This window comes from Klebsiella ornithinolytica NBRC 105727 = ATCC 31898 (genome assembly GCF_001598295.1).
Classification (GTDB): Bacteria; Pseudomonadota; Gammaproteobacteria; order Enterobacterales; family Enterobacteriaceae; genus Klebsiella; species Klebsiella ornithinolytica.
The window spans coordinates 124,375-142,388 of record NZ_BCYR01000010.1; the positions used below are offsets into that span (position 1 = coordinate 124,375).

At 56.1% G+C, this 18,014-nt stretch carries 16 protein-coding genes; 5 read left to right on the forward strand and 11 right to left on the reverse strand.

Features of this window, described 5'->3' with window-relative positions; all coding sequences use genetic code 11:
- Window positions 1–104 precede the first annotated feature (104 nt).
- The 3 genes from ROR01S_RS19090 to ROR01S_RS19100 all read right to left on the reverse strand — a co-directional run bounded on the left by ROR01S_RS19090 (window position 105) and on the right by ROR01S_RS19100 (window position 3,538).
- Window positions 105–1,193 (reverse strand): ABC transporter substrate-binding protein, encoded by a 1,089-nt coding sequence (locus tag ROR01S_RS19090; protein WP_004863020.1) that lies wholly within the window; start codon window positions 1,191–1,193, stop codon window positions 105–107.
- Between the two features lie 400 nt (window positions 1,194–1,593).
- Window positions 1,594–2,418 (reverse strand): phytanoyl-CoA dioxygenase family protein, encoded by an 825-nt coding sequence (locus ROR01S_RS19095; protein ID WP_032717708.1) that lies wholly within the window; start codon window positions 2,416–2,418, stop codon window positions 1,594–1,596.
- A 205-nt stretch (window positions 2,419–2,623) separates the two neighbouring features.
- Window positions 2,624–3,538 (reverse strand): LysR family transcriptional regulator, encoded by a 915-nt coding sequence (locus tag ROR01S_RS19100; protein WP_004863024.1) that lies wholly within the window; start codon window positions 3,536–3,538, stop codon window positions 2,624–2,626.
- A gap of 499 nt (window positions 3,539–4,037) precedes the next feature.
- Between ROR01S_RS19100 and ROR01S_RS19105 the strand changes: the two genes are divergently transcribed.
- From ROR01S_RS19105 to ROR01S_RS19120, 4 genes are read left to right on the forward strand one after another with little or no spacing between them, the layout of a single operon-like run.
- Entirely contained in the window at window positions 4,038–5,558 is a 1,521-nt protein-coding gene (locus ROR01S_RS19105) for an amino acid ABC transporter permease/ATP-binding protein (RefSeq protein ID WP_004863028.1), read from the forward strand.
- A gap of 25 nt (window positions 5,559–5,583) precedes the next feature.
- On the forward strand, window positions 5,584–6,456 hold the full coding sequence (locus ROR01S_RS19110; RefSeq protein ID WP_004863029.1) for a phytanoyl-CoA dioxygenase family protein: 873 nt from the start codon (window positions 5,584–5,586) through the stop codon (window positions 6,454–6,456).
- 20 nt (window positions 6,457–6,476) lie between these two features.
- Window positions 6,477–7,295, forward strand: a complete 819-nt coding sequence (locus ROR01S_RS19115) for a transporter substrate-binding domain-containing protein (protein ID WP_064359789.1) — start codon at window positions 6,477–6,479, stop codon at window positions 7,293–7,295.
- Window positions 7,296–7,299: 4 nt separating this feature from the next.
- Window positions 7,300–8,031 carry a class II aldolase and adducin N-terminal domain-containing protein gene (locus ROR01S_RS19120; protein ID WP_004863037.1) on the forward strand — a complete coding sequence of 244 codons (732 nt, stop codon included), beginning with the start codon at window positions 7,300–7,302 and terminating at the stop codon, window positions 8,029–8,031.
- Window positions 8,032–8,071: 40 nt separating this feature from the next.
- Here ROR01S_RS19120 and ROR01S_RS19125 read toward each other — a convergent pair whose 3' ends face one another.
- The 8 genes from ROR01S_RS19125 to nqrC all read right to left on the reverse strand — a co-directional run bounded on the left by ROR01S_RS19125 (window position 8,072) and on the right by nqrC (window position 16,610).
- The gene (locus tag ROR01S_RS19125; protein WP_048024842.1) at window positions 8,072–8,563 is read right to left on the reverse strand and encodes a TlpA family protein disulfide reductase; all 492 of its coding nucleotides are present in this window, start codon (window positions 8,561–8,563) and stop codon (window positions 8,072–8,074) included.
- Complete coding sequence (locus ROR01S_RS19130) at window positions 8,550–9,245, reverse strand: ABC transporter ATP-binding protein (protein WP_004863043.1); 696 nt, start codon at window positions 9,243–9,245, stop codon at window positions 8,550–8,552. The genes ROR01S_RS19125 and ROR01S_RS19130 overlap by 14 nt, the downstream gene beginning before the upstream one ends.
- Before the next feature lie 4 nt (window positions 9,246–9,249).
- Entirely contained in the window at window positions 9,250–10,380 is a 1,131-nt protein-coding gene (locus ROR01S_RS19135; RefSeq protein WP_032717712.1) for an ABC transporter permease, read from the reverse strand.
- Window positions 10,370–11,653: an ABC transporter permease gene (locus ROR01S_RS19140; RefSeq protein WP_064359790.1), complete on the reverse strand. Its 1,284-nt coding sequence runs from the start codon at window positions 11,651–11,653 to the stop codon at window positions 10,370–10,372. Before ROR01S_RS19140 ends, ROR01S_RS19135 begins: the two co-directional genes overlap by 11 nt.
- Window positions 11,654–11,655: 2 nt before the next feature.
- Window positions 11,656–13,035, reverse strand: coding sequence for a Fe-S-containing protein (locus ROR01S_RS19145; protein ID WP_064359815.1), 1,380 nt, complete (start codon window positions 13,033–13,035; stop codon window positions 11,656–11,658).
- An 88-nt stretch (window positions 13,036–13,123) separates the two neighbouring features.
- The gene (locus ROR01S_RS19150; protein WP_004863053.1) at window positions 13,124–13,651 is read right to left on the reverse strand and encodes an iron transporter; all 528 of its coding nucleotides are present in this window, start codon (window positions 13,649–13,651) and stop codon (window positions 13,124–13,126) included.
- An 18-nt stretch (window positions 13,652–13,669) separates the two neighbouring features.
- Entirely contained in the window at window positions 13,670–15,619 is a 1,950-nt protein-coding gene (locus ROR01S_RS19155; protein ID WP_064359791.1) for an FTR1 family iron permease, read from the reverse strand.
- 229 nt (window positions 15,620–15,848) lie between these two features.
- Complete coding sequence (gene nqrC / locus ROR01S_RS19160; protein WP_004863059.1) at window positions 15,849–16,610, reverse strand: NADH:ubiquinone reductase (Na(+)-transporting) subunit C; 762 nt, start codon at window positions 16,608–16,610, stop codon at window positions 15,849–15,851.
- Between the two features lie 443 nt (window positions 16,611–17,053).
- Between nqrC and ROR01S_RS19165 the strand changes: the two genes are divergently transcribed.
- Window positions 17,054–18,013: an AraC family transcriptional regulator gene (locus ROR01S_RS19165; RefSeq protein ID WP_064359792.1), complete on the forward strand. Its 960-nt coding sequence runs from the start codon at window positions 17,054–17,056 to the stop codon at window positions 18,011–18,013.
- Window position 18,014: the final 1 nt, after the last annotated feature.

An 18,014-nucleotide genomic window follows, 5' to 3' on the forward strand; every position in this document is an offset into this window, starting at 1 on the left:
TTATCCCTTTGGTCAGGCGCGGAGTACAAACCAGACGGGTGTTGAAAACCGGGAATACCCGGCGCGAAAAGGCGGCGCATCCGATGATGCGCCTCCGGCAGGTATTATTTTGCGGCGGCGGTACGCCATTGTTTGATAAATTCCAGACGTTTTTTCGGTTCCAGATATTCCAGTAACGTTTCATCGACCGGAATCGGCTTCAGCGCATTACCCAACATTTTGGTCATGCCGTCGATATCGTTTTTACCTTCAATATCATTACGAATAGAGGGAATATCCGCCTGGTTGGCCAGAATACTCTGCCCTTTTTCCGACAGAACATAATCGAACCACAGTCTGGCGGCATTCGGGTGTTCGGATTCCTGAGTAATAAACGAGACCCGCGACAATACCAGCACATAATCTTTTGGATAGGAAATGCCTAATGAGGGATCGGTTTTCGCCCGCGCCTCGGCGTAGGAGCCGAGAATGTTATAGCCCAGAAGGTTTTCACCCGAGGAGACCCTCTCCATCATGGTGCCGGTTGAAGACTGCACGGTCAGACCGCCTTTCGCCATCCCGGCCAGATCGGCGAAATAGTTGGCGTCGGCTTTGCTGTCCTGTACCGCCAGCATGAAGCCCAGCCCCGATTTCTCTATATCGTAGGTGGTCACTTTGCCTTTGAATTTATCCGCCTGCGCGGTGACCAGTTTGGCCAGCGCGGTGTGCGAATCCGGGACATCACCCTGCGGAATCAAACGTTTGTTATAGATAAAGACCACCGGTTCGTAGGTGGTTCCATAGGCTTTTTGCTGCCAGACCGCCCATTTCGGCAGCTTGCTCAGTTCCGGAGAGGCGTACTTTTCGGCATAATCCGTCGCCAGTTTTAGCGCCGTATCCATCGATGAACTCCAGACCACATCGCCGCTCCCGCCGCCCGCCGCCTGCTCGCTGATATAGCGGTTATAGAGTTCGGTACTGTTCATATCGTTATATTCAACTTTTATCCCGGGGTATTGCGCCTCAAACCCTTTAATTAACGGGCCTGCGGCTTTGGTATCCGTCGTCGAATAGATCACGACCTTACCCTCTTTCACCCCGGCATCAACCACTTTTTGATAATCAGCCGGGTAACCCTGAGGTAATTCTGCCAGAACAGAACAGGAGAAGACTGTCGTCAGTGAAACCACTAAACCACCAATTTTCCTATGCATAAAACCAACCCTTAATTATCATTTATTAAACACAAATTTAACATATAGCGAGACATCAGGACGTTGCAATGACGGGGGGTGTTTTTTTCCGGCTTTTGTGACGCTGGCTTAATTTAAATAAACTGGCGCCCGCGGCGGTCAAAAAATCGGGGAATAAGGCGAAGAATATTTACCCCGCCCGCCAGCGAATATTAAGAAACCTTAAGAATCAGCGGCGCTGTTGATTAAACGGGCGCCGTGCCTTTCCTGCAATAGAATGGCTGCAGGCCACAACTGACCTGCAGGAGGGCAATTTACCGCCACTGAATTGCGTTGCGGAAAATAATATGGGCGATAGGGCTAACAGGGGAAAATGGTGGCCGGGCAAATTCAGGCCGCGAGGAGACGGCCCGGTGATAATTCAACATGACTCTCGCGGCCAGACCCGGGGAAACAGCGGCGAGACCAGCGCCTCGCCATCTTTCAGCGTCAGCTCCGGGAACGGCGGCGAGGTGACTCCGCCGCGATCGGCGAAGGTGGCGTCATCCCCGACCCAGCGAGCGGAGAAAACCCGCCGCGCGCGCGCGGTCGCATTGCCCCGCGCGCCGTGCAGCGTCCGGTAATGAAAGGCGACTGCATCTCCCGGCTCCAGCGCCCAGCTAACAATATCGTAATCGTCCTGATGCGCATCAATATCCGGCAGCTCTTTAAAACGGCTGTGCGCGTAAAGCTTTGAGCCGTTAAAACGGGTTGGGCTGAACTCGTCGCCCCAGCGGTGGGAACCGCGGATGCAGCGCAGCGAGATCGCTTCCGCCACCGGGTCCAGCGGGATCCAGAAGCTGACGTTTTGCTGCCCTTCGACGCAATAATAGGGCTGATCGTGATGCCAGGGCGTCACCGTGCTGCCGCCGGGCGGCTTCACCAGCGTATGTTCATGGAAAAACGTTGCCGTCTTCGATTGCATCAGCGCTGCGGCGATTTCCGCCGCCGGCGAATGCAGGACAAAGCGTTCAAAGTCAGGGATCCGCGACCAGTTGCAATAATCCTGAAAGAACGGGGCGGAGCCATCTTTCGGTACAACCGTGCGGGCGTGGCCATACTCGCTGGGGTTGGCCATCAGCTCCGCGACGCCGGCGGCCAGGCTTTCAATCCACGGCCTGAACACCCCCTTCAGCAACACGACGCCATCCTGCTGATAGCTGTCGATGGTCTGCGAATCAATATGTGGGTCACGCTGATTTTGCATAGCTAACCTTCCTGTATGGAGAGATGAGGCGGCTGAAGGTGCCCCTGGCAAGCCAGCGGTTTAGCCACCGCGAATGGAACCCACACAGAATATTTAATCCGCCATCGCGGGTAAATTATTATAAAACGAGTCGCTGAATAGAAAATTACGAGCCTTAACGGCAGCGTGAAATAAATAAGCCTGCAGTGACCGCAGGCTTATTTATTCAAAAATGTGCGGGGGTTAATTCAATACTGCGGCAATAGTCCATAAACAGTTGCGTGGGTCGGGTTGGTTCATTATTGGCAAGATGCGCCATAATTAATGTCGAAGCGGGCATCTCATCTTCAATATCTAACTGCACCAGTTTCTCGCCGTCATAGGTCATATCGCACAACGGCCGGGTGACTAATACCGAAAACCCCAGTCCCTGTCCTACCATACAGCGAACCATTTCGATCGAGGGCGAACTGTACGCCACTTCAGGGTGATAGCCCTTCTCTTTAAATATGGTGATGAAATAATTCTTGCTGGGCACCGCATCGAGCAAAATCATCGGTTCATGGCTGAGTTCCTGCAAGGTGACGCTATTTTTCTGCGCCAATGGATGGCTGGCCGGCAGCAGCGCATAGGGTTTATGCGGCGCATTCAGCATCTCTTTATTGACCGAATGACCTAATTCCAGATCGTAGACCAGCGCTAGATCGAAACGCCCGCGATGCAGGCCGTGCATTAACTCATGCTGTTCACCGTCATACAGCTGGAGGGTAATGTCGGGGTACATTTTTTTAAACCCGGCGACCAGCTTTGGCATGTACAGCGGCGCGACGGACTCAAAGCAGCCGACGGAAATCGTCCCGGAAACCAGCTCTTTATCGGCGCGGGAGTTTTGTTCAAACTCATAGGAGAGCCGCAGCAGCTCTTTTGCTTTCTCATAAAAACGCCTTCCGCAGGAGGTCAGCGAGACGCCCTGAGCATGATGGCGAATAAACAGCTGCTGCTCAAAAGTGCTTTCAAGGTTTTTAATGGCAATCGAGATCGACGGCTGGGCAATATGGAGCTGCCGGGAGGCTTCAGCGATACTCTCGGTCTCTACAACGGTGACGAAGTATTTAAGTTGTTTGAGCGTGAATCGCGTCATAGCCTCACCCTTTACGGAATATTGTCACAAGCGGAAACGGTATAGTTTCCTGATATGCAATTTGCAAGCATCGTGCCATTTCACCGGGATTCGCTTATTTCCTCGCTGAGCAAATGATTTATTTAGCGTCCCGGCGAAGTCAACATTATACCGACACCGCCGCATCCGCTTAATTGCACCAACCTGAATCAGGCTGCACCAAATTAATTCCTCGCGCGCCCCAACATGGCACAACTCGCGATTTAAACGCCCGTTCCGTTATCCCTTCCGCGCAATTGTTTTTTTAATGTTTAGTTCTTGTTTCGTACTCATTGCTTTAAATTCATTGGAATTAATCCACCTGTATAGTTTTTTTAAACTTAAAGGCCAAAAATTTACTAATTGCCTCGCAGCGAAAACTGCCAGCATAGTGTTATTGCAAGATAAACCCTGGCGATGCCCCATTTTTGATCATCGGTATCGCATTCATGTCCATTCATTATGGCGAGTGAAATAGCCCATGACGTTTAACTGGAACTACATGTTAAGTCTGCTCAGCGATGCAGATTTTTGGCAGGCCACCTGGACCGTCATTAAATTAAGTCTGCTGACCTGGGGTTGCAGTATTGTGCTGGGATTTGTTCTCGCCCTGGCCAAGCAGTCGCCGCGCAAACTGTTTAATCTTCCGGCGCGGCTCTATATCTGGCTGTTCCGCAGCCTGCCGCTGCTGGTACTGCTGATATTCGTCTATAACCTGCCCCAGGCGGTGCCGTCGTCAGCGCCAGTGCTCAACGATCCGTTCTGGGCCGGCCTGCTGGCGATGGTGCTGAGTGAGGCCGCCTACGTCGCCGAAATCCACCGGGGCGGCCTGCTTTCAATACCTAAAGGCCAGAGCGAAGCCGCCCGGGCGCTGGGACTGCGCTATGCCGGCACCCAATGGCGGGTGATTATTCCTCAGGCGCTGCGCGTCGCCCTCCCGGCGTTGGCCAACGAATATATTGCCGTCGTGAAACTCAGTTCGCTGGTGTCGGTCATCTCCCTGACCGAGATTTTAATGGTCGGCCAGCGTCTGTATTCGCAAAATTTCCTGGTGATGGAAACCATGGCGGCAGTGGCGTTCTACTACGTGCTGATCGTGACCGTTTTCGACTTCCTGCTCAAACGGCTGGAGAGCTATCTCGATGTCACCCGGCGGAAAGTCACCCGCCCCATCGACAGCGAGATGCAGCGGCTGGCGACCCAAACACGCCCGGTAATCGTGCGCAGCGCGGTCGATAATCCGCAGCCGGCGCTGCAGGCGTCAAAACTGCACAAAGCCTATAACAATGTGGAAGTGCTCGGGGCCGTCAGCCTGCAAATTCAGCCGGGTGAGGTGGTTTCAGTGATTGGCCCTTCCGGCTCCGGGAAAACCACGCTGATCCGCCTGCTCAACGGACTTGAGCAGATCGACAACGGCGAAATTCGGATCAACGGCCAGCCGTTTATTCACCTCGATCGCCAGGGCGTGCAGAAACCGCGTTTTATGGAGAATGCGCAGTACCGCCTCAACATCGGCATGGTCTTCCAGAGTTTTAACTTGTTCCCCCATCTGACGGTTCTCGGCAACCTGCTGCTGGCGCCGCGCTACCATCGGCTGGCCCCGGACGCCGAGTTGAAGCAGCAGGCCTGCGAATTACTGCATAAGGTCGGCATGCTGGAGCACGCGTGGAAATATCCGCACCAGCTCTCTGGCGGCCAGCAACAGCGCGTCGCCATTGCCCGGGCCCTGATGATGCGACCGCAAATCATGCTGTTCGATGAACCCACCTCGGCGCTTGACCCGGAAAAGGTCAATGAAGTGCTCCAGGTTATCGAATCGCTGGCCCATGAAGGCATCACCATGGTCATCGTGACCCACGAAATGAATTTTGCCTTCAAAGTCTCTGACCGGATTGTCTTTATGGAAAAAGGGCGCGTGGTGTGCGACGACACGCCGCAGGCGATGCGCGACGGTAACCACCCGCGCGTTGACGCCTTCCTGAAAGATGTCTCCCTGGCTTAACTCTCCGTTTGTGAAAGGAAAAATTATGATCGCGCAGTGGCAAATCGAACAGTTTCATCAGCAGGGTTTTCTGGTGGTCGAAGGGGTGCTATCGCCTGACGAAATCGCCGCCTTGCAGCAGGATTTTGACGGTTGGGTCGAAGAGAGCCGCCGCCACACCGAGGTGTGGGGCGAGACGCTCGACGGTCGCCCGCGTTTCGACCTTGAAGGGGATCACCGCGCCGATCACCCCTCGCTGCGCCGGGTCAGTTCGCCGACGGAGATTTCCGTCGCCTTCGAACATGCCGCCCTGCAATCGCGTATGGCGACCATCGCCGCCCAGCTGATCGGCGGTAGCGGCACCCGTTTTCATCACAGCAAAATCAACTCCAAGCTGCCGTTTACCGCGACGCAGGTGAAATGGCATCAGGATTTTCTGTTCACGCCGCACAGCAATGACGACATCATCACGGCCCTGCTGATGATCAGCGACGTCACGCCGGAAAACGGCCCGCTGAACGTGGTGCCGGGGAGCCATAAGGGGCCGCTGTGGTCCCACTGGCAGGAGGGGCGTTTTACCGGTTCGGTTGACGACGAGGTGGTATCCGCGCAGTGCCAGCAGCCCGCCGCCTGCTTTGGCCCCTCAGGCTCGGTGTGCTTTATGCATACCCGTCTGCTCCACGCCTCGAGCCCTAATGAGACCGAACTGCCGCGGACGCTGTTTATCAGCGTTTACGCCGCCGAGGACGCCCTGCCCTTTGGCGAAAACCCCTTACCAAGCCTGCACGCGGGCCAGCTGGTAGCCGGCGTGGAGAGCGGCCTGGTACGCAGCGCCGCCAACCAATTACGTTTGCCGCAGAAGCCGCGCGGTGCCTCATTCTTCGTTCAGCAGGCCGGCCACGATCTTGCCAGCATGTAATGTCATCCCTGGAGGTTTTTATGAAACGATTTAATGCTCTGCTTCTTTGCACCGCCGGCGCCCTGACCTCGTTCAGCACTTTTGCGGCGTTCCTGCAGCCGGGGAAAATTACCGCCGGTTCGGATATGACCTTTTATCCTTATGAATATATGCAAAACAACCAACCGGCCGGTTTTGATATTGAGTTTCTCGCCGGTCTGGCTAAAACCATTGGCCGCGAGGCGGTGAATACCGATACCCGTTTTCCTAATCTGATCCCCGGTCTGCAGGGCGGGCGGTTCGATATTACCAACTCCTCGATGTATATCACCGCCGAACGCCTGAAGGTGATTGACATGGTGCCATACCTGAAAAGCGGCGAATCGATCCTGGCGCTTAAAGGCGCCAGCTATCAGCCTAAAACTCCGGAAGCGTTCTGCGGCCATAAAATCGGCTCGATGGGAGCCACCTCCTGGCTGGCGCAGCTGCAAAAACTGTCGGCGGACTACTGCGTGAAGAAAGGCCTGCCGCCCATTGCGCTGAGCGAGTACAGCACCGATCCGCAAACCACCCAGGCGCTGCTGTCGCGGGCGGTGGAGGCGCAGATTACCGATGCGGCGGTGGCGCGTGGCGTCGTTGAGAAACTGGGCGACCGGATCGTTATCTCTTCCGATACCTTAATTTACCCGGTGCTGAACGGCTTTGGCGTCAAAAAAGGCAACAGCGAAGTGAAAAACGCCCTTGAGGAGGGGCTGAAGAAATTCAGCGCCACGCCGGAATACGCGGCGCTGCTGAAAAAATATCACTTCCAGCCGCCGACGGAAGACGACCTGAAAACCCTGATGCCGAAAGCGGAGTAAGGCGATGGCTTACTCTTTCGAAGAACAAACGCGGATCGATCTGGCGGCGACCTTTCGCATCATCGCGCATCTCGGCATGCACGAGGCCGTCGCCAACCACTTTAGCGCGGCCCTGTCGCCGGACGGCAAACAGTTTCTGCTGAATCCGAAGTGGAAACACTTTTCGCGGATCCGCGCCAGCGACCTGCTGCTGCTGGATGCCGATGATGAAGCGACCGCGCAGCGACCGGACGTGGACGCCACCGCGTGGGCGATCCACGGCCAGATCCATCAGCGGCTGCCGCAGGCGCGGGCGGTGCTGCATCTGCACCCGATCTACACCACCAGCGTCGCCTGCCTGGCAAACCCGCAGATCCTGCCGGTCGATCAGAATAGCGCGCGCTATTTTAATCGCGTGGCGGTGGATACGCTGTATGGCGGGATGGCGGATACCGTCGCCGAAGGGGCGAGGCTGGCCGGGCTGCTGGCGGATAAACGCCGCCTGCTGATGGGCAACCACGGGGTACTGGTTACCGCCGCGACCATCGGCGAGGCGTTTGACGATATCTGGACGCTGGAGCGGGCCTGCCAGATTCTGGTCACCGCCTGGTCAACCGGCCAGCCGCTGAAGGTGTTGTCGGCTGAGGTGGCGGAGAAAACTGCCCAGGACTGGGAGAACATCGCCGATTTTTCCCGCCAGCACTTCGCCGAAATGAAGCAGCTGATGATTGATGCCGATCCTTCGCTGCTGGACTGAGCGATAACCCCTCTGTCCCGGGCCAGCGCCCGGGATGCCGCTATTCAGATTGGGCAAGGCGGGTAAAAACCGCCTGGAGCTCTTCGGGTTTTCGCCACCCCTGATGCAGGTCGCGCACCCGCCCGCGTGCGTCAATCACTATCGATGTCGGCGTCCCGATCACCTGATAACGATCCTGAGTAATATGAAGCTGATCGCGCAGCACCGGGTAGCTGATGCCATGCTTCGCCAGCAGCGGAGCGATATCCACCTGCTCCGGGTCGGTATTCACCCCCACCACCACCAGTTTATCCGGCCAGCGTTGGCTGAGCGCCTGCAGCGTATCCATTTCCGCGAGACAACCTCCGCAGCTGGCCGACCAGAAGTTGAGATACACCGCCTTCCCTTCCCAACGTTCCAGGCTGGCAGGTTTCCCTTGCAAATCAAAAGCCGCCAGCGCAGGTGCCGTCTCACCACGTGCCAGCTTCTCTTCTTTACAGCCGGCCAGGAGCAGAACCAGCAGCATCGCTATCATCACTTCAGGCATGCGCATGGGGATTCATCTCCTCACCGAGATATTTGCCGTGCTGGAGCCGAACGATACGGTCGGCGAATTTTCCCAGCGCCGGGTTGTGGGTCACCATCACGATAGTGCGCCCCTGACGATGCAGGTCGGTCAGCAGGTCCAGCACCCGCTGTTCATTCTCTTCATCCAGGTTACCGGTGGGCTCATCGGCAAAAATCACCGGGGGTTCATTCACCAGCGCCCGGGCAATACAGACTCGCTGCTGCTCCCCGCCGGAGAGCTGGCTGGGTAAATGGGTCATGCGATGTTCAAGGCCAACCTGCGCCAGCACAGCCCTGGCCGCCGCCTCATCGACGACGCTGTGGTAATGCTGCGCCAGCATGATGTTTTCCAGCGCCGTCAGAAAGGGAATCAGATGAAACTGCTGAAACACCAGGCCTATCTTCTGCGCGCGAACGCGCCGTCGCCCTTCTTCATCCAGCGCCGCGGCATCGGTTCCGTCGAGGATAACCTGCCCCTCGCTGGCGGTGTCCAGACAGGTCAGAATATTCATCAGCGTCGTTTTCCCGGAGCCTGAAGCCCCCATAATGGCGACGAATTCACCGCGGGCGATGCACAAATTAATGTCATCCAGCGCGGTAACCTCTCCGAAGCGCTTAGATAAATGACGGGTTTCAATCGCCATCTGACGTAAAGGCGTGACGGTCATGGCGTTATTCTCCTTTCAACACTTTTGCCGGTTCAACGCTCACCGCGCGGCGAACCGGAACAATGGCCGCCAGCAAGGCGACCAGTAAAGACAGCGCCAGGGTAATCGGCAGCACCGGCAGGCGCAGCGAAATAGTGGCATTAAACACGGTCAGCCCCAGCAGTTGGGCGAGCAGATAGCCGAGCAGCCAGCCGCAGACCACCGCTGCCAGAGTGATAATGCTGGTTTCGAGCAGCATCTGGCGGATAATATCGCCATTGCTGGCGCCCAGCGCTTTTTGCAGCGCAAACTCACGGGCGCGCTCGCCTACAATTGCCATCAGGGTGGTATTCACGCACAGCGACGACAGCGCCAGAATCACCAGAGAAACCAGCCCCATCAGCCCTTTGATTTTATCCAGTACCTGACCTTCGGTTGCCGAGACCTTACGGATCGGGCGGATCTCAAGAGCGGGATAGCGCTGCTGCAGCTGCCCGGCATAGTTTTCCACCTGGCCGAGATCGTTACTGACGCTCAGCAGGCCGTGGCTGATAATACCGGGCTTTTGCAGCCACGCCTGCGCCACGTTCAGGCTGACAATCAGCATGTTATCGGTCGCGTCACCGGCCTCGACGATCCCCTTGACCAGCAGTTTTTTGCGCCGCTGATGATCCACCAGCGTGACGCTATCGCCCACGTTTAGCGCCAGCCGCTGAGCCAGCTTAACGCCCACCATCGCATGGCGATCGTCAAAGCTGACGCCGATCCAGTTGCCGCTGACCTGCCAGTACGGCACCAGCTTTTGCAGCGACTCAAACCACACGCCGACGATCGCCACTTTTTCCAGCTCGGTACGCGCCGTGCCGTATAGCCAGGGGCTGGCGCCATGAATCAGTCCCTTCGGCGCATCGTCAAGAATCGCCTGCAGGGTCGGCTCCGGCATACGGGTGCCGTGCCCCGGGCCGATATAAAAATTTGCGCCGAAGGTCCGCAGCTCCTCGCTCATTTTGCTGTTGATGTCAAACCACACGGCGGAAAGCGCCGTCACGATGGTCGCACCAACCGCCAGCGCGGTGAACACGACGCTGACGCGCTGCAGACGCAGACGCAGCGCCCGCCAGACCAATAGCCACAGCATGTCGCGCTTAGCGGCCATACAGCACCTCCACGGGATAAAGTCGGGCGATACGACGCGCCGGGAACCAGGTGCCGATAAGCGCAATCAGCACTGCGATCACCAGCACACAGGGCACCACCACCCAGGCAAAGTCGAGCGGCGTGGCAAAGAGCATCAGGCCAATCATCTTCGCCAGCCCCCAGCCAGCGATGCAGCCCAGCCCCCCACCTGCCAGCCCACCCAGCGCTGCTTCGAGATAAAACAGCAGCAGAATTTGCCACTGTCGGGCGCCAAGCGCTTTCATCAGGCCGATCTCCCGGGCTCGCTCCATAATGGTACTGGTCATCAGCGAGGCAATCCCCATTGCCGCAGCGGCCAATGCCGCCAGGGTAACGACCGCCATCAGCAGCTGAATTTTATCGATAACTACGCCCTCCGAGGCCGCAACCTGCCAGACCGGGCGCACCTCCGCACCGGAAATGGCCTCCTCCAGCTGGTGAGCGATAGAAGAGACGTATGCCGTGCAATACCACAGGTCATACTCTTCGGCGTTGAGAGCCTCGAGATTCTCACGCGCCCGGCGCGACAGCTCATTTTCGGGTACCGTCAGCGCCGATACGCGAATTGCCTGTACTTTTCCCGTCAGACCCAGCAGCTGCTGTACGGTGCTAAGCGGCATCACCAGTTGGTTGTCTTCATCCCCCCCGCTGGAGAGAACGCCGCTGACCACCACATCCACGGTCTCGTTCGCCACCTGGAGCCTGAGATGGTCACCGGGTTGCCAGCCGTAATTACGCGCCAGCGCATGGCCGACTAATGTTTGCGGCGTCTTGCCTACAGGTTCCTGCGGCCAGTTGCCGGTAACCTGCCAGAACGGACTGACCGTGCGCTGCCCGGTCTCATAGCCCTCTTCATCCGGTATCGCGACCGGCTGACTGAAGAAGGTCCCGAGTATGCGGATATCGTGCCCGTCAACGGTCGCCTCGCCGCTGAGCATGGGAGCAAACCCAACGATATTATTTCGCCAGAAAATATCCTTAATATTCGCCAGCTCGGATTCATCAAGGAAATCATCGCTGGCCAGCGGGTTGCTTTGTTCGCTGAATAACGCAGGTAGCGCTGCCTGCCCTGCCGGTTCAATTAAGATATTGGCGCCGTAGGATTTCAGTTCCCGGGACATTTTGTCACCGATGTCGATAGAAATAGCCAGCAGCGCCGAGATCAGACTCGTGGCCAGGAAAACGGTTAACACCGCCAGCGCTTTGCGGCGCAGATTACGCCCCCATGACTGATAGATCATTCGCCACAGCATGGTTACTCCTCCTGCACCGTGCCGGGAACAAACGCCTCTGGCGCGTTGCGGAAACGGTTGTAGTTTGCTTCAGAGGCAAAAAACCAGGTTCTGCCTGCGTAGCTGTATTTATACTCTGCGGTCGTGTTGGTCAGGACCGTCCCGTCCACCGGGTCGGTCACGTTGATAGTCAGCACGGTAGAGAAATAATTGCCTCCGACGGCCAGCGCCGTACCGGGTATCGTCAGCTCACGTTCGTCGTTATGCCAGCCATCGATCGGTACCGGATTACAGCCGCCGGGTTTACCAATCGAAGGAATGAATATGTGTACCCCGCAGGCGACACAAATCACCTGATTACCTTCCATGACATATCCCTGATCGCCGCACAGCAGGCAGGCATCAAATACCACGCCAAAGCGTAATTTGTCGGGATAGCGGTTGATGACAAAGAAGCGAACCGCCTTTCCGTCGTCTGCCACCCAAACGAAACGGTGCAGTTTTCCGTCGCGAACCTGGGTAAGCGGAATATGGACCAGACCATCAGCGGCAAGGCTGACCGGCTGAGCTTCCGAGAGCCTCGGCGGTTGCGAGGCCACCAGATCCCACCACAGCTGGCCACCTGAAATCACCAGCGCACAGCAGATCGTCGTTAACCAGAGGCGGACAGCGCTGCGCCGCTCGGCCAACGCCAGTCGACGGGCAACCGGCGCCGTCGCCGCCTTCACCGCCCGGGCATAGCTACGGATAGCCGGGGTCCAGCACAGGCACAGCAGCAGGAGCACGGCGGCGGCAAGCCAGCTATACCAGGCGGCATTGTTGGTCACCCTGGCCACAAAACTCAGCAGCGGCTTCAGTAAGGGGATGATTTGCAGCTTCATCAACAGCAGCAGCAGATTGCCGAACAGCGGCAGCCACAGCAGGATCATCAGGAGAATTGTCAGCGGCCAGTACGGCCAGCTCATCCGCCGCAGCAGCAGAGCGCACAGCACCGCGGCCAGACACAGCAGCGCAACGGCCAGCGCCAGCGCGGTCAGGTTCAGCAGCAGGTCGGTATTCAGCACGTGGGTGGAGGTTAATCCGCCAAGATTGGGATCCAGAGCCCAGTGACGGGCGGCGCCAAATACGAGGATCCATTGCCACACGTAGCGCAGACGCGGCGTGGCCCACCAGAAGCTCAGTAAAAACAGCAGGGAAAGGAGGATTTCTCCGCTCACCAGCATCAGCTGTAGCGTCTGGCTCCCGCGAATAAACAGTCCGGCCAGTAGCCCACAGGCCAGCGCCGTGAGCAGCGTCCACGTGAGGGGGCGCAGTGAAGGAGGTTCGCCGCGGCCCCAGAGCACCGAGGAGAGCAGCGTTATGCAGAAAAAAACCTGCAGCGTGGTGACGAAAAAATAACTCATAACTTCGACCCGGTTCGGCGGATAATGTGCAATCCGCATGCGGTAATACACCGCAGGACGGCATGCTGGCCATCCTGCGCGACGAACGTTAGTTCAGGCCGACGTATTTGAATTCATAGCTGACATCAAACGGTTTCCACCAGCGGCCAACCCCGGTTTCGCTGTCGGTATGACGGTGCATCCCAGCTTTTGATGGCGGTTCAATGTGATACGTCACTTTATAATTGCCGACGCCCATCATTTTAATATTGGCGCCATAGTGTGGACCGTCGCTCGCGACCATCGGCATAAAAGTCCCTTCCTGCTTTTCACCGGTATCGCTATTGACCAGGGTATAGGCAATCGTCAGATAGGGAATCCATTCCCCGGCGCCAAAACCATTCTTTCCCCCTTCAACCGCATGAATATCGGCCTCCAGATGGATATCTGATTTCGCGGCCGGCAGACCCATTCCGCGCGGTTCCATATCAATCGGCTGAAGATAGACGGCGGCGATCTCCATCTCATTCATGGTGACCGGTTCACCGGCCGGATACTCTTTAAAAGCCAGCGCCGCGGGCGCGGTAAAAATAGCGGCCACGGTGGCAGCGATAATCAGGCTCTTTTTGATGGTCATTTGACAAATCCTCTCGTCTTAATTTGTTGAAGTATTATTTTTTATCTGTGCTGTGGGTAGGTGATTGCGACGGAGCGTAATCCACAGGGCGACCAGGGCAGCAATCAGTAAAATCACCTGTGGCGTCAGGGTTTCCAGATAGGGATAAATGCCCAGCCAGCTGATTTCGGGCACGCCGCCAACCAGCGTAGGCTGAAACAGTTTGCCTTCTATCAGTTCAAGGACACCTTTACCGGCAAAAACAAATGCCATCAGGTACATAAAACCGCCGGTGAAGATGAAGAAGGGTTTGAGCGGCAGACGCACCACCGAGTAGCGCATGATGAGCCACGCGGCCAGCAGCAGCACGCAGCCAATAACAAACCCGGCGCCGATGGCAAGATGCCCGGAAACACTCTGCGCGTCGCCCACCAGGGCGTAATAAAACAGGACCGTTTCGGCACCTTCCCGATAGACGGCAAGAAAGCTGGTCAGCCATAGCCCCACCAGCGAGCCGCGAGAGAGCGAATGCGTCAGCTTACCCTCCAGCCAGGCTTTCCAGCGGCGGGATTCAACCTTCGACAGCAGCCAATAGCTCATAAAGAACAGCATCACCACGGCGATCAGCATGGTAATCCCTTCCAGCAGCTCCCGACTGGCGCCGGAGCGGGTAAACACCAGTTGGAAAACGACCGCCGTCGCCACGCTGGCAACCAGCGCTACGATCACCGACTGACGAATCAGCGGCAGCTTGTCGTGATGGTCATTTTTCACCAGCCAGGCCACGATGGCCGCCACAATCAGCAGCGCCTCCAGCCCTTCACGGACAATAATCATCAGGCTGTATAGCAGCAGGCTCCACTGCGTCTCTTCCCCCTCGCCCAGCATCGCCACCGCCTGATGCAGATCGGCTCGTAGCGCAGCGGCTTCAGCCACCAGTTTGTCCTGCGGCTGCCCGGCCTTCATCAGGCTGACCAGACGGGTGAAGTGGGCCTCAAGACGGGTTTTAAATGCGGCATCGCGGGAGCCGATTTTGTTCTCCATCCCGCTGGCTTCAAAGCGATCGAAGTAGGTGTCCTGAATATCCAGAATGGCATCGGACGCCTCGCCGTGCTGGTAGCGCGTCAGCGCCGCCTCGATACTCTGGTTGATCCCCGTTGCAACGTTGGCCCAGTCAGCGGCCGGCGCGCCAGCGGCGAGCGGAGTGTTCCCTTCGTCTGCTGTCGGGGCATTCACCGGCTGGTCATCGCGGGTCGTCGGCAGCCCGGGCAATATGTCTTCGAGTTCCTGCAACAGCGTCGTCACCTGATAAGCCACGTCGTTCAGACGATCCGGCTGGGACGTCAGCGCAATCAGGGCGGTAAACTGCTGGTTAATGGCCGCCGCCTCTTTTGCCGAGCGGTTTTGCCGCACCGACATTTCCATCTCTGAGTTTTTAAACCCCTGATAGTGCGCCTGCTGCACCTGCTGACTGGCGAGGGGGTAATTTCCCGTCTGATAGGTGCTCACCGCCTGCGCCAGCAGATCATCGATGGTGCGGAAGCTGTTCTGCCAGTGCAATGCGATATCGCCCCGGGTCAAAGCGGTATGCTGCTCTTCCGCCACCAGCCGATGACCGCCATCCAGCACAGGCTCAACGTCGCGCAGCGCTTTCTTAAGTCCGTCCACCCGAGCCTGAACCTCTTGCAGCGGCTTGCCGTCTGCAATCATGCGACGGATGTCACCGAAAGTGCTCTCCATTTCGTAGCTTTTGCGCGCCGAAAAATTGATGCGGATAGGGCCTTCGAGGTTTTCAAACACTTCGAAATAGGCGGCCTGCACTTCCCGACGCGCCTCGTTGTTTTTTTGCTGCTGGTAGAGCTCGATCGTTTTATCCAGCCGGTGCTCAATATCCTCGATCAGCGGCGCGTAGCGGGTTTGCGCCGTCGCGCAGGCGCAGAACAGGACGCTGAGCAAAGTGAGCAGCAGAAAAGAGCGAGGAGCTGACATGACGGGTTCCATTAACGGCAATGATAATAGTTATCATTGTCATTTTTCCTTGCAGTCCACATGACCCAGATCATGAAAATGTCAAATGGTGACAATTTATGTAAAAAGCTGCAAAGAACAACACGTTTTGTGTCGGCTGCGCGCGTCCGTTTTTGATGTCATCCCCGCCCGCAAGATAAAAAAACGACGCCGGAAGTGGCGTCGCGGCAGGGAGGCAAACGGCTGAAGGTTACTGGGTTAATATCGCGGGATTATCCTGCAGATGGCGGAGAAAATTGGCGTAACCTTGCTCCCCCATCCAGAAATTGATGCTTTTCTCCACGCCGGTTGAGGTCAGGGTCGCGCCGCTGATGCCGTCAACGGTATAGGCGTCATGCTGGCCGGTATTGTCCTGAACAACCTGCAACGCGGGCCGCCCATGTTCATCGCGGATTTTTTTCCCTGCCCACTGCCTGCGCCACTGCGGGTCTTCCACCCTCGCCCCCAGCAGCGGCGTCTCATTCTGCTGGTAATAGATCAGGTCATTTACCGTACGGCCATCCGTGCGGAGAGCAACCAGCGCATACATCATTGATTTGGCGCCCTTACCGTAGACCGGCAGAATAATTTGCTGAATACGCTGGTCGGTATCACGGACCAGGTAAATATCCACCAGCGCGCAGCGACGCCGGATCTGCGCCGGGTCGCGGTTCGGTGGCAGGTCTGCACAGCGCTGGTGTTCTTCGCCAGTCTGCCCGGCAGGTACCAGCTCGCCGCGATCGAGATTCAGCTGGCGAGTCACGATGCGTGCCTCGAACAGCGCTCTCAACGTTTGCTCGTCGCGATGCCCGTTGTTCGTTAATCCGGCGACGTTGAGGACCGCAGCTTCCGTCTCTTCATTGACCGGCTCCGCAGCGTCATCCTTGAGCAATAAAAAATAAACAGCAACAATTGCAAAACATAAAACACAAACAACCATCAAAGATAGAACAATTATTTTACTCTTGCGCATACGCGTATTTTCCCCGTTGCGAAATGAATGTCTCTTTTTAGATTGCGATGATTTTCATCCTGCTGTCCACTCTCTTTTTTTGTTGTTGCGCGAGCCCGAGGAAGATGAAAAATAACAAAGACGGGGTTGATTTATTTTATTAAAATGTCAAAATAACAACTCAAAGCGCCCACTTAAAATACAAAAAAAGAAATTAAAATTAATTAATAATATATTTCAAGGCCGCTAAAATATTAACCAAAAATAGATTTCCGCTGGTTGATGCGGCCAGCCTGTCACCGCGATGTGCTACGGATTGATTGCTTTCCACGCAATACTGCATAATCTCCCCTCAGGCCAATGTAAAAAACCGGCCGCCCGCTGGCTTTCATGAAGATTAATATTATAATCAGAGGGATAAAACAGAACTACCTGCCAACGTCAACCCGGGATAAGAGACAAGCATGTCCAGACCTTCGACGCTGTACGTTCCACATGTTTTAAGCGCGGCGGATATCGCGCCGGAAGAGCGCTATCAGCAAATAGCACAAAACCTCAGCTGCTATGGGATCAAGGTGGTGAACAACCGCCATCCGGCAGACATTATTGCTAATCACAAAACCATCTCCGGAGTTTCTGGCGACTATTGTAGTGCGATGGGCTCAAGGAATGAGACGTTCTTCGATCCTCATCAGGTTGCAGAGTCCTCTGTTTATATCTCATTATTAGTCCACGGCCACCAGTTAATTAACGGCAGAAAAAAATCTGCCGCCGCGCAGGTGAATCCGGGAATGTTGATTGTTCACCAGCGTAATGATTATTACCATTATCAATGTGACGATGTTAAACAGCTGTATATCATTCCGCATAATGAGAAAGTCAAACCATTATTCAGCGGGAAACTCACTAGTCCCATTATTTCACTGGAAAACCATCCTTTAGCGCTATTTTTAAAATCGCATATGCAGCTCCTCGATCAACGGTCAGACCGTTTATCACCGCAAGAAACCGCCGCTATCGTCGATAGTTTGCATCAAATTTCACTGCTGGTGCTGGCCGATGTGGCCAAGGAAAAAGGACTGCGTTCATGCGGAAAATTAAGCCATATCGTCAATAGTGCAAGAGCGTTTATTACGCTCAACTATCATCAACACCAGCTCTCTCCCGACCAGCTTTGTCGGACGCTGCGCTGCTCGCGAGCCAGCCTTGACCGGGCCTTCAACGAACAGGGAACCTCGGTAATGGCGGTAATCAAAGAGATCCGCCTGGAGGCCGCCCGACAGCTGTTGGAAAGCAATCCCCATCTGCCCGTCGAGCGCGTCTCCTGGCTATGCGGCTTCATCAGCCACCCGTTATTCAGCAAACACTTTCGCGAAAAATATCATCTCTCGCCGAAAGCCTGGCGCGATAACTATCCATATTAAA

Bases quoted from the DNA above. Each gene is read 5' to 3' on its own strand.
- ROR01S_RS19125 (WP_048024842.1), bottom strand. From the start codon at position 8,563: ATGCGCATGCCTGAAGTGATGATAGCGATGCTGCTGGTTCTGCTCCTG.
- ROR01S_RS19155 (WP_064359791.1), bottom strand. From the start codon at position 15,619: ATGTCAGCTCCTCGCTCTTTTCTGCTGCTCACTTTGCTCAGCGTCCTG.
- ROR01S_RS19165 (WP_064359792.1), top strand. From the start codon at position 17,054: ATGTCCAGACCTTCGACGCTGTACGTTCCACATGTTTTAAGCGCGGCG.
- ROR01S_RS19105 (WP_004863028.1), top strand. From the start codon at position 4,038: ATGACGTTTAACTGGAACTACATGTTAAGTCTGCTCAGCGATGCAGAT.
- nqrC (WP_004863059.1), bottom strand. From the start codon at position 16,610: ATGCGCAAGAGTAAAATAATTGTTCTATCTTTGATGGTTGTTTGTGTT.
- ROR01S_RS19095 (WP_032717708.1), bottom strand. From the start codon at position 2,418: ATGCAAAATCAGCGTGACCCACATATTGATTCGCAGACCATCGACAGC.
- ROR01S_RS19120 (WP_004863037.1), top strand. From the start codon at position 7,300: ATGGCTTACTCTTTCGAAGAACAAACGCGGATCGATCTGGCGGCGACC.
- ROR01S_RS19110 (WP_004863029.1), top strand. From the start codon at position 5,584: ATGATCGCGCAGTGGCAAATCGAACAGTTTCATCAGCAGGGTTTTCTG.
- ROR01S_RS19090 (WP_004863020.1), bottom strand. From the start codon at position 1,193: ATGCATAGGAAAATTGGTGGTTTAGTGGTTTCACTGACGACAGTCTTC.
- ROR01S_RS19150 (WP_004863053.1), bottom strand. From the start codon at position 13,651: ATGACCATCAAAAAGAGCCTGATTATCGCTGCCACCGTGGCCGCTATT.
- ROR01S_RS19135 (WP_032717712.1), bottom strand. From the start codon at position 10,380: ATGGCCGCTAAGCGCGACATGCTGTGGCTATTGGTCTGGCGGGCGCTG.
- ROR01S_RS19145 (WP_064359815.1), bottom strand. From the start codon at position 13,035: ATGAGTTATTTTTTCGTCACCACGCTGCAGGTTTTTTTCTGCATAACG.
- ROR01S_RS19130 (WP_004863043.1), bottom strand. From the start codon at position 9,245: ATGACCGTCACGCCTTTACGTCAGATGGCGATTGAAACCCGTCATTTA.
- ROR01S_RS19115 (WP_064359789.1), top strand. From the start codon at position 6,477: ATGAAACGATTTAATGCTCTGCTTCTTTGCACCGCCGGCGCCCTGACC.
- ROR01S_RS19140 (WP_064359790.1), bottom strand. From the start codon at position 11,653: ATGCTGTGGCGAATGATCTATCAGTCATGGGGGCGTAATCTGCGCCGC.
- ROR01S_RS19100 (WP_004863024.1), bottom strand. From the start codon at position 3,538: ATGACGCGATTCACGCTCAAACAACTTAAATACTTCGTCACCGTTGTA.